This window comes from Angustibacter sp. Root456, from assembly GCF_001426435.1.
Classification (GTDB): domain Bacteria; phylum Actinomycetota; class Actinomycetes; order Actinomycetales; family Angustibacteraceae; genus Angustibacter.
This window is the reverse complement of record NZ_LMER01000003.1, coordinates 36,815-50,812: the sequence shown is the minus strand read 5'-3', so window position 1 is coordinate 50,812 and position 13,998 is coordinate 36,815. Positions and strand designations below refer to the sequence as shown.

Below are 13,998 nucleotides of genomic sequence, written 5' to 3'. Positions count from 1 at the left end.
CGCCGGTCGACGACGACCCGGCGACGCCACTCGGTGCGGCCGGGGCCGTGCTCAGCTGCGGACGTGCCCCTCACCCGTGACCACCCAGGTGGTGGTCGTGAGCTCGGCGAGCCCCATCGGGCCGCGCGCGTGCAGCTTCTGCGTCGAGATGCCGATCTCGGCGCCGAGACCCAGCTGACCGCCGTCCGTGAAACGCGTGGAGGCGTTGACCATCACCGCCGCGGCGTCGACCTCGGCGACGAAGCGGCGGCTCGCGGAGAGGTCCTGGGTGACGATCGCCTCGGTGTGCCCGCTCGACCAGCGGCGGATGTGCGCGAGCGCCTCGTCGATCGAGCCGACCACGCGCACCGCGAGGTCGAGGCTGAGGTACTCGCGCGCCCAGTCGTCGTCGGTGGCCGGCTCCACGACGACACCGGACGTCGTGGCCGAGGCCTGCGTCGCGTCGTCGCCGTGCAGCCGCACACCCGCCTCGACCAGCCGCGGCAGCGCGGCGGCCAAGAACGCGTCGGCGACGTCGCGGTGCACGAGCAGGCTCTCGGCCGCGTTGCACACGCTCGGGCGGTGCACCTTGGAGTTCAAGGCTATGGCGACGGCCTGGTCGAGATCGGCGGCGGCGTCGACGTACACGTGGCAGTTGCCGACGCCGGTCTCGATCACCGGCACCGTGGAGCCTTCGACGACGGTGCGGATCAGGTCCGCTCCCCCGCGCGGGATCAGGACGTCGACCAGCCCCCGCGCCGTCATCAGGTGGTGCACCGCCTCGCGGCCGCCGCCGTCGAGCAGCGTGACGGCGTCGGCCGGCAGACCGGCCTCGGCCAGGCAGCGGCGCAGCACCGCGACCAGCCCGCGGTTGGTGTGCTCGGCCGCCGAGCCGCCGCGCAGCACCACGGCGTTGCCGCTCTTGAGCGCCAGGCCGGCGGCGTCGACCGTGACGTTCGGGCGCGCCTCGTAGACCATCGCGACGACGCCCATGGGCACGCGGGTCTGGCGCACCTCCAGGCCGTTGGCGAGCCGCTGCCCGCGCACCACCTCGCCGACGGGATCGGGCAGCGCGGCCAGCTCGCGCAGCGCGTCGGCGACGCCCACCACGCGGGCGTCGTCGAGGCGCAGCCGGTCGAGCAGCCCGGCGGTGAGGCCGGACTGCCGGCCGCGTTCGAGGTCAGCGGCGTTGGCCGCCACGACGTCGGAGGTGGCGGCCACGAGCGCGTCCGCCATCGCCAGCAGCAGGGCGTCCTTGGCGGCGCGGGTGAGCGGCCGGACGGCGCGGGAGGCCTCGCGCGCCGCGCGGCAGGCGGCCAGCACCTGCTCGCGCGACCCGGCGTCGGGCGGGCTGACGGGGGGGCTCAGCTCAGAGGTGCTCGCCATGCGAGCCAGGCTACGCGCGGGCAGCGGTGCACCGAAGGGCCTGACCACAGGCTGGTCGAGGGTTCCGCCCACTTGTCGAGGGGTGCAACCCTGGGCAAGCGGAGTGTCGCCCACTGAACGTGATCAACTTCGCAGGGGGCGGGGTGGCCGGAGGGCGGGGTGGTCAGAGGGGGGTGACGCCGGCGGCGATGAGCGGGGTCTGCGGGCGGTCCGCGCCGCGAGCGTGCACGGTGTCGCGATCGATCACCTCGACGCCGACCACGCGCCAGGGCGGCAGGCCGCAGCTCGCGCGGTGCTCGGCCCAGATGCGCAGCGCCATGGCGGCCGCGTCGTCGACGTCCTCGGCCTCGTCCCAGTACCGCAGCTCGGCGCGGTCGTCGGCGTAGCGGACGGCGAGCATAAACGGCCGCTCGTGCACCAGCTGCTCGAGCGCGTCCCGTAGCTGCGCTGCCGGCACCGGCTCGCCGGCGACCGTCAAGGTCACGTGCCACAGCGGCATCGCCGACTCCGGCGCCTGCTCGAGGCCCTTCACCGCCACTTCCTTCCAGCGTCAGCGCAGCAGCACCAGGTCGTCGCGGTGGACGACCTCGCGCTCGTACGCGGGTCCGAGCTCACGAGCCAGCTCTCGGGTCGAACGGCCCAGGAGACCGGGGAGCTCTGCACTTGCATAGTTGACCAGTCCGCGGGCCACGGCGTGGCCGTTTTCGTCACACAGGTCGACCGGATCTCCTGCCGCGAACTCCCCGGTGACGGCGCTGACCCCGGCCGGCAGCAGCGACAGGCGCCGCTCGACCACCGCCGCGACGGCGCCGGCGTCCAGGGTGAGCTGACCTCGCGGCCGGGTGGCGTGGGCCAGCCAGAGCAAGCGGCTGGCCCGCCGCGAGCCCGTGGGCGCGAACCACGTGCCGACGTCGGCACCGGCCAGCGCGTCTGCCGCCTGCTCGGCGCTGGTGAGCAGCGTCGCGATCCCGGCGGTCGTGGCGATGGCGGCCGCCTCGACCTTGGTGACCATGCCACCGGTGCCGACGCGGCTGCCGGACGACCCGAGCGCGATGCCGTCGAGGTCGTCGGGCCGGCTCACGCTGGCCACGCGCTGGGCACCGGGCCTGCTCGGCGCGCGGTCGTACAACGCGTCGACGTCGGTGAGCAGCACCAGGGCGTCGGCGTGCACGAGGTGCGCGACGAGCGCCGCGAGCCGGTCGTTGTCGCCGAACCGGATCTCGTCGGTGGCCACGGTGTCGTTCTCGTTGACGACGGGCACGACGCCGAGCTGCAGCAGCCGGTAGAGGGTGCGCTGGGCGTTGGCGTAGTGGCTGCGGCGGATGACGTCCTCGGCCGTGAGCAGGACCTGACCCACCCCGAGGCCGTGCGCGGCGAACGCCGTGGCATAGCGCGCGACGAGCAGGCCCTGGCCCACGCTCGCCGCCGCCTGCTGCGTGGCGAGGTCGCGCGGCCTGCGGGGCAGGCCGAGCGGCTCCAGCCCCGCCGCGATGGCACCTGACGACACCAGCACGACCTCGAGGCCCGCCGCCCGGCGGGCCGCCAGCACGCTCGTCAGCGCCGTCACCCGCGCGTCGTCGACCCGGCCGTCGGAGGTGGTGAGCGAGCTCGACCCGATCTTCACCACGACGCGCTGAGCCCGCGCGAGGTCGGCGCGTCGCGTCAGGTGCGCAGGCGGGGTCACGGGGTCGGGCCTAGTGCTCGGAGCCGTCGCCGGGGTGGTCGTCGCTGTGGTCGCCGGAGTGGTCGTCGCTGTGGTCGATGCCGTCGGGGTCGGTCCAGCGTCCGGCGGCCCGCTCGGCGGCGATCTCGTCGCGGGCGGCGTCACGCGCCGAACGGCGCCGCTCGAAGGCCTCGCGCTTGGCCTGGCGCGTCGGACGCGAGTCCTCGGTGCCGAGGCGCAGGTCGGTGCCGCGCGGCCCGGCGAGCAGCTCGGCGCCGGCGGTCATGGTGGGCTCCCAGTCGAAGACGACCGCGTCGTCGCCCGGCCCGATCACGACCTCGGCGCCCGGCGTCGCACCGGCCTTGAACAGCGCGTCCTCGATGCCCAGGCGGGCGAGGCGGTCGGCGAGGTAGCCCACGGCCTCCTCGTTGGCGAAGTCGGTCTGGCGCACCCAGCGCAGCGGGCGCTCGCCGACGATGCGGAACCGCGGGCCGTCGTCGCCGGCCTCGGTGACCACCTCGAACCCGGTGTCGTCGACCGCCTTGGGGCGCAGCACCACCCGCGGCGCGACGTCGATCGACCGCTCGGCGCGCGCAGCGGCCACCAGCCCGGCCAGCGTGAAGCCCAGCTCGCGCAGCCCCTGGTGGGTCGCAGCGCTCACGACGTGCACCGTCAGGCCGCGCGCCTCGAGGTCGGGCCGCACCATCTCGGCCAGCTCGACGGCGTCCGGCACGTCGGCCTTGTTGAGCACCACGACGCGCGGGCGCTCGGTGAGCGGGCGCCCACCCAGCGTCTCGTCGACCGTGTACGCCGCGAGCTCGGCTTCTATGACGTCGAGGTCGCTGAGCGGGTCACGATCCGGTTCCAGCGTGGCGCAGTCGACGACGTGCACGAGCACCGAGCACCGCTCGACGTGGCGCAGGAACTCCAGGCCCAGCCCCTTGCCCTCGCTGGCACCGGGGATCAGACCGGGGACGTCGGCCATGGTGAACCGCACGTCACCGGCCTGCACGACGCCGAGGTTGGGCACGAGCGTGGTGAACGGGTAGTCGGCGATCTTGGGGCGCGCCGCCGACATGGCTGCGACCAGGCTCGACTTGCCGGCGCTGGGGTAGCCGACGAGCGCGACGTCGGCGAGCGACTTCAGCTCGAGGACGATGTCGCCGGCGTCGCCGGGCTCACCCAGCAGCGCGAAGCCCGGCGCCTTGCGCCGAGCCGAGGCCAGCGCCGCGTTGCCGAGGCCACCCCGTCCGCCGCGCGCCAGCACGAAGCGGGTGCCGGCGCCCACGAGGTCGGCCAGCACCTCGCCGTCCGCGGACTTCACCACGGTGCCGTCGGGCACGGGGAGCACGACGTCCTGGCCGTCCGCGCCGTCGCGGTTCGAGCCCTGACCGGCCTTGCCGCTGCTGGCCTTGCGGTGCGGGCTGTGGTGGTAGTCGAGCAGCGTGGTGGTGTTGGGGTCGACGACGAGCACGACGTCGCCGCCGCGACCGCCGTTGCCGCCGTCCGGGCCGCCGAGCGGCTTGAACTTCTCGCGGTGGATCGAGGCGCAGCCGTTGCCACCGTCACCAGCGGCGACGTGCAGAACGACGTGGTCGATGAACGACGTCACGGTGACCTCCTTCAGGTGGAGTCGGTGGGGGCTGGACACGAGTCGAGGGGGTGGGCCGTGACCGGCCCACCCCCTCGACGAGGTTCAGTCTGCTGCGGGCCGCTCAGGCCTGCGGGACGATGCTGACGGTCTTGCGACCGCGCTTCGTGCCGAAGGTGACCGCACCCTCGACCAGTGCGAACAGCGTGTCGTCGCCGCCGCGGCCCACACCGACACCGGGGTGGAAGTGGGTGCCGCGCTGACGCACGATGATCTCGCCCGCGCCGACGACCTGGCCGCCGTAGCGCTTCACGCCGAGGCGCTGGGCGTTGGAGTCGCGACCGTTGCGCGTGGACGACGCGCCCTTCTTGTGTGCCATGAGAGTGCCTGCCTTGTGGGGACGGAGGGCCTGGGAGTGAGCCGGAGCGGAGGCTCAGGCCTCGATGCCGGTGACCTTGACGCGGGTGAGGTGCTGACGGTGACCCTGACGCTTGCGGTAACCGGTCTTGTTCTTGAACTTCATGATCGTGATCTTGGGGCCCTTCTCCGGGGAGACGAGCTCGGCGGTGACCTTGACCTTGGCGAGCTTCGCGGCGTCGCTGGTCACGGTGTCGCCGTCGACGAGCAGCAGGGGCGCCAGCTCGAGGGTGTCACCCGCCTTGCCCTCGACCTTGTCGATGACCAGGACGTCGCCGACGGACACCTTCTCCTGACGGCCGCCAGCGCGGACGATCGCGTACACGTGAAGCTCACTTCTCTCGACGTTCGTTAAGGGCCCAGGCGCGCGCCACCAGCGGCGAAGCCGCACGAGAGGCGAGCACAGGGAGGCGCGCGCGGAGCGCACCGACTCATCAGGGTACCGCAGGGGCGCGGGGCCGGGTCAAACCGGCCAGTGCACCCCCTGCCAGGGGGCGTCCCAGAACATCCACTCGTAGCGCGTGGCCGTCCCGAACGCCTCCAGCATACGCGCGCGGGTGGCCGGGCCCGAGCACGCCGCCGCCCGGTCGGCCATCTCGCGCGCCTCGATCGTGCGAGCGGCGAAGGCGGTGTCGCCGTACTGGTCGATCCAGCGCCGGTAGGGGTGGTCGGGCTGGTCGCGCGTGCGCTCGAGCAGCCGCTCCCCCACGTCGGCGTACACCCAGAAGCACGGCAGGACGGCGGCGAGCAGCTCGGCGTAGTCGCCGCGCTGGGCCACGGCGAGCAGGTAGGAGGTGTAGGCGGTGCAGGCGGCCGAGGCCGCCGGCACGTCGAGGGCCGGGTCGGCGTCCGGCACGTCGACCCAGGACTCGTGCAGCTGGCGCTCGACGGCGAGGGCCTGCTGGGCCGACTGCGCCCACCACAGCTGCTGGTCAGCGTCCGGGGCGAGCGCGGCCAGCGTCGCCAGGGCCCGGGCGTACTGCTGCAGGTAGAGCCCGTCCTGGCGCAGGTACTCGGCGAACACCGGCTCGGGCAGCGTGCCGTCGGCCAGCGCCTGCACGAACGGCAGGTCGTCGATCGCGGCGCGCACCGCGGCGGTGGCGTCCCACGCCTGCGTCGTGAAGGACCGCCCGGACGACGGCACGGTGTCGTGCAGGTGGTCGACCGGCCCGGCGCCCTGCCCGATCTCGAGTCCCGCACCGGCCTCGATCGCGCCGGCCAGCCACGCCTTGGCGTCACGCACGGCTTCGTACCAGCTCGGGCGGCTGGGCCGCAGGGTCGCCACCGCGGTCGACAGCGTGCACCCGGTGCCGTGCGTGTGCGGCGTGGCGACCCGGTGGCCGCGCAGCTCGTGCACCGTGCCGTCGGCGTCCACGAGGGCGTCGGGGCTGAGCGGGCCACCGAGGTGGCCGCCCTTCACCAGCACGTGCACCTGGTGGCGGCGGGCCAGCTCACGGCCCTGGGTCAGCGCGTCCTGCCAGCACGTCGCCTCGGCGCACCTGAGCAGGTCGGCCAGCTCGGGCAGGTTGGGCGTCACGACGTCGGCGCACTCGAGCAGCCGGTCGCGCAGCGCGCTGACGGCGTCCGCGGGCAGCAGCCGGTGACCGGACTGCGAGACCATCACGGGGTCGAGGACGACGTACCGCGGGGCCTGGCGCGCGAGCCAGTCGGCCACCACGTCGACGACCTCGGCGGTGCCCAGCATGCCGATCTTCACCGCGTCGATGCGCACGTCGTCGGACAGCGCGTCGAGCTGCTCGCGCAGGAAGCTCGCCGGGGGAACGTGCACGGCACGCACGCCCTGGGTGTTCTGCGCGGTGAGTGCCGTGATGGCGCTCATGCCGTAACCGCCATGCGCGGCAACGGTTTTCAGGTCGGCTTGGATGCCCGCTCCCCCGCTGGGGTCGCTGCCGGCAACGGCCAGCACGCTGACGGGTCGGGTGGGTGTGGCAGTACGCGTCATCGCGTGACGATCCCTTCGCTAGTCCTAGCTAGATCAGGTTCGACGGGTCTCATCTCAGCTCCGCGACGGAGCACCCCGTGTCACTGCCAGCCACCGTAGCGAGGGTCGCGACCGCGACCCTCAGGGGGTCAGGTGCGCCCGCAGCGCGCGGACGGCCGCAGCCGGGTCGACCGCCTGCGTCACAGCGCGGACGACGACGACCCGCCGCGCGCCCGCCGCCAGCACCTCCGGCAGCCGCCGCTCGTCGATGCCGCCGATGGCGAACCACGGCTTCGCCGGCTCGGCGGCCGCCGCGGCTCGCGGCAGGTCGAGCCCGGTCGCCGCCCGCCCCGGCTTGGTGGGCGTGGTCCAGACCGGCCCGGTGCAGAAGTAGTCGACGTCGTGGTCGTCGGCGGCCTGCGCGGCCTGCTGAGGGTCGTGCGTGCTGCGACCGATGATCACGTCCGGCCCGACCACCGCGCGCGCCTGCGCCGGCGTGAGGTCGCGCTGCCCGACGTGCAGGACGTCGGCGCCCGCGGTCACCGCCAGGTCGGCGCGGTCGTTGACCGCGAGCAACGCACCGTGGCGCCGGCAGGCCGCCGCGAAGGTCGCCAGCAGGTCGAGCTCCTCGGCGGCCTCCAGGTGCTTCTCGCGCAGCTGCACGACGTCGACGCCGGCGCCGAGGACGGCGTCGAGGAACGGCTCGAGGTCGCCGCGCTCGCGTCGGGCGTCGGTGCACAGGTAGAGCCTCGCCGCGTCGAGTCGACGCGATCGAGCGGTGCGCGGCCTGGGTTCGGTCTCGGTGCGGGTCACGCGCCGATCCAACCAGGCGCTAGGGTCGGCCTCGAAGCACGGGAGCCCGCACGGGCTGAGAGGGTGCGCCCGCACCGACCGTCGAACCTGCTCCGGGTCATGCCGGCGAAGGGAGCTACCGCCGTGGACGTCGTCGTCATCGGTGCCGGCGTCATCGGCCTGTCGTGCGCCTGGCGGCTCGCCCAGCAGGGAGCCGAGGTGACGGTGGTCGACGACGGCGGCCCCGCGGCCAGCGACGTGGCGGCGGGCATGCTCGCCCCGGTCACCGAGGCCGCGTTCGGCGAGGAGCCCTTGCTGCGACTGGCCTGTCACGCGGTCGCCACCTACCCGTCGTACGTCGACGAGCTCGGCGGCAGCGAGGTCGTCCCGGTGCGGCACGAGGGCACGCTCAGCGTCGGGCTCACCGCCGACGACCGCGCGGAGCTGGCTCGTCTCACCACCTACCGCGACGGTCTCGGACTGCGCACCGAGCAGCTCACGCGGCGCGACACCCGCGAGCGCGAGCCCTTCCTCGCGGCGTCGGTGGGCGGCGCGCTGCTGGCCGCCGACGACCTGTCGGTCGACAACCGCGCCGTGCGCGCCGCGCTACGCGCCCAGGCTCGCGCGGCGGGCGCCGAGATGCTGACTGGCGGCCCGGCACGGCTGCAGGTCGACGCGGGGCGGGCGGTCGGGGTGGCCGTGGGAGTCGACGAGGTGCGCGCCGACGTCGTGGTGCTGGCCGCAGGGGCGCGCAGCAGTGTCGTCGACGGCGTGCCCGAGCACGCCCTGCCACCCGTGGTGCCGGTGAAGGGCCACGTGCTGCGGCTACGCCCCCAGCCCGGCCGTCACGGACCGCCGGCCCTCACCCACACCGTGCGGGCGCTCGTGCACGGCCGCGAGGTCTACCTCGTGCCCCGCGCCGACGGCGAGCTCGTCGTGGGCGCCACCGTCGAGCACCAGGGCCTCGACGACACGGTGGTCGTCGCCGCGGTGCGCGGCCTGCTGCGCGACGCCCACGAGGTGCTGCCGATCGTCGACGAGCTGGCGCTCGCGGAGGTGTCGACCGGGCTGCGCCCAGGGACTCCCGACAACGCGCCGGTCGTCGGCTGGTCGGCGGTGCCCGGGCTGTTCGTCGCCACCGGCCACTACCGCAACGGGATCCTGCTCAGCGGCGTCACCGGGGAAGAGGTGGCCAGACAGGTCGCGGGCCATCCGCCGTCGGCGCTGTGGCAACAGCTCGGTCCACGCCGTTTCACCCTCCAGGAGGCCCACGCATGACCGACCGACCATCACCTGACGGCACCGTCACCGTGAACGGCCACCCGGTGCCCGTCGGGGCCGGCGCCGCGCTGGCCGACGTCGTCCGCAGCGCGGGCACCGACCCGGCGGGCATCGCCGTGGCGCTCAACGCGTCGGTCGTAGCGCGCAGCGCCTGGCCGGTCACGACGGTGCGCGCCGGCGACGTCGTCGAGATCGTCACGGCGGTGCAGGGTGGCTGAGCCGACGCCGGGCGACGTCCTGACCATCGCCGGGCGCCCCCTCACCTCGCGACTGGTGCTGGGCACCGGCGGCGCCCCGAGCCTGGAGGTGCTCGACGAGGCGCTGGCGGCGTCAGGCACCGAGCTCACGACCGTGGCGATCCGGCGCGTGCCGACGGGTGCCTCGGGGGGAACGGGCGCGCGCTCGGTGCTCGACGTGGCGCGGGCTCGCGGGCTGCACGTGGTGCCGAACACGGCCGGCTGCCGCACCGCGGCCGAGGCGCTCCTGACGGCCGAGCTGGGCCGAGAGCTCGTCGGCACCGACTGGGTCAAGCTCGAGATCGTGGCCGACGACCGGCTGCAGCTGCCCGACCCGGTCGAGCTGCTCGACGGCGCCGAGCGGCTCGTCGCGGCCGGGTTCGTCGTCCTGGCCTACACCACCGACGACCCTGTGCTCGCCGCGCGTTTGCAGGACGTCGGCGTGGCGGCCGTGATGCCGGGTGGCGCGCCCATCGGCTCCGGGCTCGGCGTGCTCAACCCGCACCACATCGCGCTCATCGCCGAGCAGGCGCAGGTGCCCGTGGTGCTGGACGCCGGCATCGGGACGGCCAGCGACGCGGCCCGCGCCATGGAGCTGGGGTGCGACGCGGTGCTCGTCGCGTCGGCCGTGACACGGGCCCAGGACCCCGTCCGCATGGCGGCCGCCATGGCAGCCGCGGTGCACGCCGGGCGGCTGGCGCGCCTGGCCGGACGCATCCCGCAGCGCTGGTCGGCGCTCGCGTCGTCGNNNCGTGCACTTCGGACCCGAAGTGCACGGTGGGGGGCTCGGACGGCGGGTGTCGGCGCTGGGTGGCAGCCTGGACGGGTCGCGCACCACCCGGGTGCGCCAGTGCTCGGAGGTAGCCCGTGGAGTACGTCCCGCTCGGTCGCACCGGACTGCAGGTCTCGCGCATCGCGCTCGGCTGCATGAGCTACGGCGACCCGCACGCCGGCAACCACGAGTGGACGCTCGACGAGGAGACGTCGCGTCCCTTCATCCGGCAGGCGCTCGAGGCGGGCATCACGTTCTTCGACACCGCCAACGTGTACTCAGCGGGCACGAGCGAGCAGATCGTCGGCCGCGCCCTCGCCGAGATGGCCGACCGCGACGACGTCGTCATCGCCACCAAGGTGCACGGGCGCATGCGCCCCGGGCCGAACGGCGCCGGCCTGTCCCGCAAGGCGATCCTCACCGAGATCGACCACAGCCTGCGCCGCCTCGGCACCGACTACGTCGACCTCTACCAGATCCACCGGTGGGACGCCCACACGCCGATCGAGGAGACGATGGAGGCGCTGCACGACGTCGTGCGAGCGGGCAAGGCTCGCTACCTCGGCGCCTCGTCGATGGCAGCGTGGCAGTTCGCCAAGGCCCAGCACGTCGCCGAGCGCGAGGGCTGGACGCCGTTCGTGAGCATGCAACCGCACTACAACCTCGTCTACCGCGAGGAGGAGCGCGAGATGCTGCCGCTGTGCGCCGACCAGGGCGTCGGCGTGATCCCCTGGAGCCCGCTCGCCCGCGGGCTGCTCACCCGCCCGTGGGACACCGCCACCGCCCGCAGCCGCACCGACGAGTTCGGCAAGACCCTCTACGGCGAGCAGGACCGCGCCATCGTCGAGCAGGTCGCGGCCGTGGCGGGCGAGCGCGGCGTGAGCCAGGCGCAGGTGGCCCTGGCCTGGCTGCTGCAGCAGCCGGTCGTCACGGCGCCGATCGTCGGCGCCACCAAGGCCCAGCACCTCGCCGACGCCGTCGCCGCCGTCGACCTGCGGCTCAGCGACGACGAGCTGGCGCGGTTGGCCGCGCCGTACGCCCCGCGGCCGATCGCCGGCTACTGAGCGCCGGGCCGGCCGCCGCCCTCAGGAGGCGGCGGTCGGCGGACCGGCGGGTGCGGACGCCCGGCGACGCCGGCGGGCCGGCTTCTCGGGCTGCTGCTCGGGCTCTGCGGTCTGCTCGGGCTCTGCGGGCTGGCCCGTGGGAGCCTGCTCGGCCACCGCGTGCTGGGCCTCGACCTGCTCGGCCACAGCGTGCTGGGCCTCGACCTGCTCAGCCTCAGCGTGCTCGTGCACCGCGCCGGCGTGCTCGTGGTGCTCGTCGTGGTGGTGGGCCAGAGAGGCGACCAGGCCGGCCGGGATCGGCTGGCGCGGCGGCGCGGCGGCCGCCGGCTCCGCCGGCTCGCTGCTCTTGCCCCGACCGCGGCGCGACCGGCCGGAGCCGCTCGAGCCGCCATCGCTCTTCGACTCGGCCTTCCCGCCGCTGTTGCCCCCGCTGTTGCCGCCGCTGTTGCCCCCGCTGTTGCCCCCGCCGTTGCCCCTGGCCTGCACCGGCTCGGCGTGGACCACGATGCCGCGGCCGTTGCAGTGCTCGCACGGCTCGCTGAACACCTCGAGCAGGCCCTGGCCGACGCGCTTGCGCGTCATCTGCACCAGTCCCAGCGAGGTCACCTCGGCCACCTGGTGCTTGGTGCGGTCGCGCCCGAGGCACTCCAGCAGCCGGCGCAGCACGAGGTCGCGGTTGGTCTCGAGCACCATGTCGATGAAGTCGACGACGATGATGCCGCCGATGTCGCGCAGCCGGAGCTGGCGAACGATCTCCTCGGCGGCCTCGAGGTTGTTGCGGGTCACCGTCTCCTCGAGGTTGCCCCCGCTGCCGGTGAACTTGCCGGTGTTGACGTCGACGACCGTCATCGCCTCGGTGCGGTCGATCACCAGCGAGCCCCCGCTGGGCAGCCAGACCTTGCGGTCCATGGCCTTGGCCAGCTGCTCGTCGACCCGGTGCGCGGCGAAGACGTCGCCCTCCGCCGTCCAGCGCGAGGCGCGCTCGGCGAGATCGGGTGCCACGGACGCGAGGTAAGGCTGCACCACGTCCCAGGCGCTGCGCCCGCTCACCACGAGGCTCTTGAAGTCCTCGTTGAACACGTCGCGGATCACCCGCACGGTGAGGTCGGGCTCGCCGTGCAGCAGCTTCGGCGCGGAGCCGCCGGACGACGACGAGGACTTCTTCTCGATGTCGGCCCACTGCGCGGTGAGGCGCTCGACGTCGCGCTGCAGCTCCTCCTCGCTCGCGCCCTCGGCGGCCGTGCGCACGATGACGCCGGCGTGCTCGGGGACGACGGCCTTGAGGATCTTCTTCAGCCGCGACCGCTCGGTGTCGGGCAGCTTGCGCGAGATGCCGGTCATCGAACCGTTCGGCACGTAGACCAGGTAGCGGCCCGGCAGCGAGATCTGGCTCGTGAGCCGGGCGCCCTTGTGACCCATCGGGTCCTTCGTGACCTGCACGAGCACCTGGTCACCGGACTTCAGCGCCGCCTCGATGCGCCGTGGCTGCCCCTCGAGGCCGGCGGCGTCCCAGTTCACCTCACCGGCGTACAGGACCGCGTTGCGGCCCTTGCCGATGTCGATGAACGCGGCCTCCATACTCGGCAGCACGTTCTGGACGCGACCGAGGTAGACGTTGCCGATCATCGAGGCGTTGGTCTCGTTGGCGACGTAGTGCTCCACGAGCACGTCGTCCTCGAGCACGGCGATCTGGGTGCGGCCCTCGCGCTCGCGCACGATCATCGTGCGCTCGACGGCCTCACGGCGGGCGAGGAACTCGGCCTCGGTGATCACCGGCTTGCGGCGGCCGGCCTCGCGGCCGTCGCGGCGGCGCTGCTTCTTGGCCTCCAGGCGCGTCGAGCCCTTGACCGAGGCCACCTCGTCCTCAGCCTTGCGCGGCTGGCGCACCTTGGTGACCGTGCCGGGCTCGTCCTCGTGGGTGTCGTCGCCCGAGCCGGCGCGACGGCGACGACGGCGGCGACGGCGGCTGGACGCCGAACCGCCCTCGTCCTCGGCCTCGGCCTGCTCGCCCTTCGACGCCGACTCCTCGTCGGCCTTCTCGGCCTTCTCGGCCGTGTCAGCCTTCGCGGCACCCTGGCCGCCGGTCGTGTCGTCTGCGCTCTGCTCGGCTGACTCCTCGCCGCCTCGACCCTTGCGCCCACGACCTCCGCGGCGGCGGCGCTTGCGCCCGCCTTCGCTGCCCTCGCCGGTCTCCTCACCGGAGGGCTGATCGGTCGCCGGCTCAGCGGTCGGCTCGGCGCTCGTCTCGGCGCTCGTCTGGGCGCTTGTCTCGGCCGGCGCGCTGGCGCTGGGCTGGGTCTCGGCATCCGCCGGTGCCTGCTCGTGCGCCGGCGGCCCCTCGGGGGCCTGGGCCCGACGGCGGCGGCGCGGCGCCTTCACCGGCTCGGGGGCCTGGAAGACGACCGCCACGCCCGGGCGGGCCGTCTCGTCAGCCGTCTCGTCGGCCGTCTCGTCGGTTTCCTCGGCCGCCTCAATCGCCTCGGTTTCCTCGGTCGCCTCGGTCGCCGGGGCCTGCCCCGCGGTGTCGGCGACGGCGACGGAGGCGGCCGCCTCGAGGTCCAGCTGCTCGGCCTGGGGCGCAGCGGCCTTCTTGCGGGGGGCACGCTTGCGGGCGGCCTTCTTGGCCGGTGCGGCCGGTGCGTCGTTCTCGGCGAGCTCGGGCGCGGCGTCGGCGGCAGGCTCTGTGGCGGTCGCGTCGGGCGCTCCGGCCGCGTCGGGCGCGTCGGCTGGGGTCCGCGTCGCGGCCGCCTTCTTGCGCGGTGCACGCTTGCGCGCGGCCTTCTTGGCCGGTGCGGCGGCGTCGGACCCAGCGGGCGTGACGGCGTCCGCCGGCGTGCCCTCGCTCTGGCCTGCCTCGGGGGTGATGTCGGTCATC

At 74.4% G+C, this 13,998-nt stretch carries 12 protein-coding genes, 1 pseudogene and 2 riboswitches; of the genes and pseudogenes, 4 read left to right on the top strand and 9 right to left on the bottom strand.

The window, feature by feature from the left end; genetic code table 11:
• Positions 1-51 precede the first annotated feature (51 nt).
• The 8 genes from ASD06_RS04095 to thiE form a co-directional block, all read right to left on the bottom strand.
• On the bottom strand, positions 52-1,365 hold the full coding sequence (locus ASD06_RS04095; protein WP_082537698.1) for a glutamate-5-semialdehyde dehydrogenase: 1,314 nt from the start codon (positions 1,363-1,365) through the stop codon (positions 52-54).
• Between the two features lie 163 nt (positions 1,366-1,528).
• A complete protein-coding gene (locus tag ASD06_RS04090; protein ID WP_157371494.1) occupies positions 1,529-1,897 on the bottom strand; it encodes a hypothetical protein in 369 nt (122 codons plus the stop codon).
• 18 nt (positions 1,898-1,915) lie between these two features.
• Positions 1,916-3,049: a glutamate 5-kinase gene (gene proB / locus ASD06_RS04085; protein WP_056673596.1), complete on the bottom strand. Its 1,134-nt coding sequence runs from the start codon at positions 3,047-3,049 to the stop codon at positions 1,916-1,918.
• A 10-nt stretch (positions 3,050-3,059) separates the two neighbouring features.
• Entirely contained in the window at positions 3,060-4,640 is a 1,581-nt protein-coding gene (gene obgE / locus ASD06_RS04080; protein ID WP_082537697.1) for a GTPase ObgE, read from the bottom strand.
• Positions 4,641-4,743: 103 nt separating this feature from the next.
• Positions 4,744-4,998 carry a 50S ribosomal protein L27 gene (rpmA, locus tag ASD06_RS04075; protein WP_056673592.1) on the bottom strand — a complete coding sequence of 85 codons (255 nt, stop codon included), beginning with the start codon at positions 4,996-4,998 and terminating at the stop codon, positions 4,744-4,746.
• Between the two features lie 54 nt (positions 4,999-5,052).
• Complete coding sequence (rplU, locus tag ASD06_RS04070) at positions 5,053-5,361, bottom strand: 50S ribosomal protein L21 (protein WP_056673589.1); 309 nt, start codon at positions 5,359-5,361, stop codon at positions 5,053-5,055.
• A 138-nt stretch (positions 5,362-5,499) separates the two neighbouring features.
• Positions 5,500-6,999, bottom strand: a complete 1,500-nt coding sequence (gene thiD, locus ASD06_RS04065) for a bifunctional hydroxymethylpyrimidine kinase/phosphomethylpyrimidine kinase (protein ID WP_056673585.1) — start codon at positions 6,997-6,999, stop codon at positions 5,500-5,502.
• A riboswitch (TPP riboswitch) is annotated at positions 6,992-7,087 on the bottom strand. Its footprint overlaps the gene before it by 8 nt.
• A 32-nt stretch (positions 7,088-7,119) precedes the next feature.
• A complete protein-coding gene (thiE, locus tag ASD06_RS04060) occupies positions 7,120-7,791 on the bottom strand; it encodes a thiamine phosphate synthase (protein WP_056673583.1) in 672 nt (223 codons plus the stop codon).
• Positions 7,792-7,819: 28 nt separating this feature from the next.
• A riboswitch (TPP riboswitch) is annotated at positions 7,820-7,922 on the top strand.
• Between thiE and thiO the strand changes: the two genes are divergently transcribed.
• From thiO to ASD06_RS04040, 4 genes and pseudogenes are all read left to right on the top strand, one after another.
• Positions 7,915-9,048: a glycine oxidase ThiO gene (gene thiO, locus ASD06_RS04055; protein ID WP_082537689.1), complete on the top strand. Its 1,134-nt coding sequence runs from the start codon at positions 7,915-7,917 to the stop codon at positions 9,046-9,048. It overlaps the preceding riboswitch by 8 nt.
• A complete protein-coding gene (thiS, locus tag ASD06_RS04050) occupies positions 9,045-9,269 on the top strand; it encodes a sulfur carrier protein ThiS (RefSeq protein WP_056673577.1) in 225 nt (74 codons plus the stop codon). The genes thiO and thiS overlap by 4 nt, the downstream gene beginning before the upstream one ends.
• Positions 9,262-10,035 (top strand): annotated as a pseudogene (locus tag ASD06_RS19900) (thiazole synthase); the annotation flags it as partial. The gene thiS and the pseudogene ASD06_RS19900, both read left to right, overlap by 8 nt.
• A gap of 119 nt (positions 10,036-10,154) precedes the next feature.
• The gene (locus ASD06_RS04040; RefSeq protein WP_056673575.1) at positions 10,155-11,123 is read left to right on the top strand and encodes an aldo/keto reductase; all 969 of its coding nucleotides are present in this window, start codon (positions 10,155-10,157) and stop codon (positions 11,121-11,123) included.
• 21 nt (positions 11,124-11,144) lie between these two features.
• On the opposite strand, the gene ASD06_RS19815 is transcribed toward ASD06_RS04040, so the two are convergent.
• Positions 11,145-13,997: an Rne/Rng family ribonuclease gene (locus tag ASD06_RS19815; RefSeq protein WP_056673572.1), complete on the bottom strand. Its 2,853-nt coding sequence runs from the start codon at positions 13,995-13,997 to the stop codon at positions 11,145-11,147.
• Between the last annotated feature and the right edge of the window lies 1 nt (position 13,998).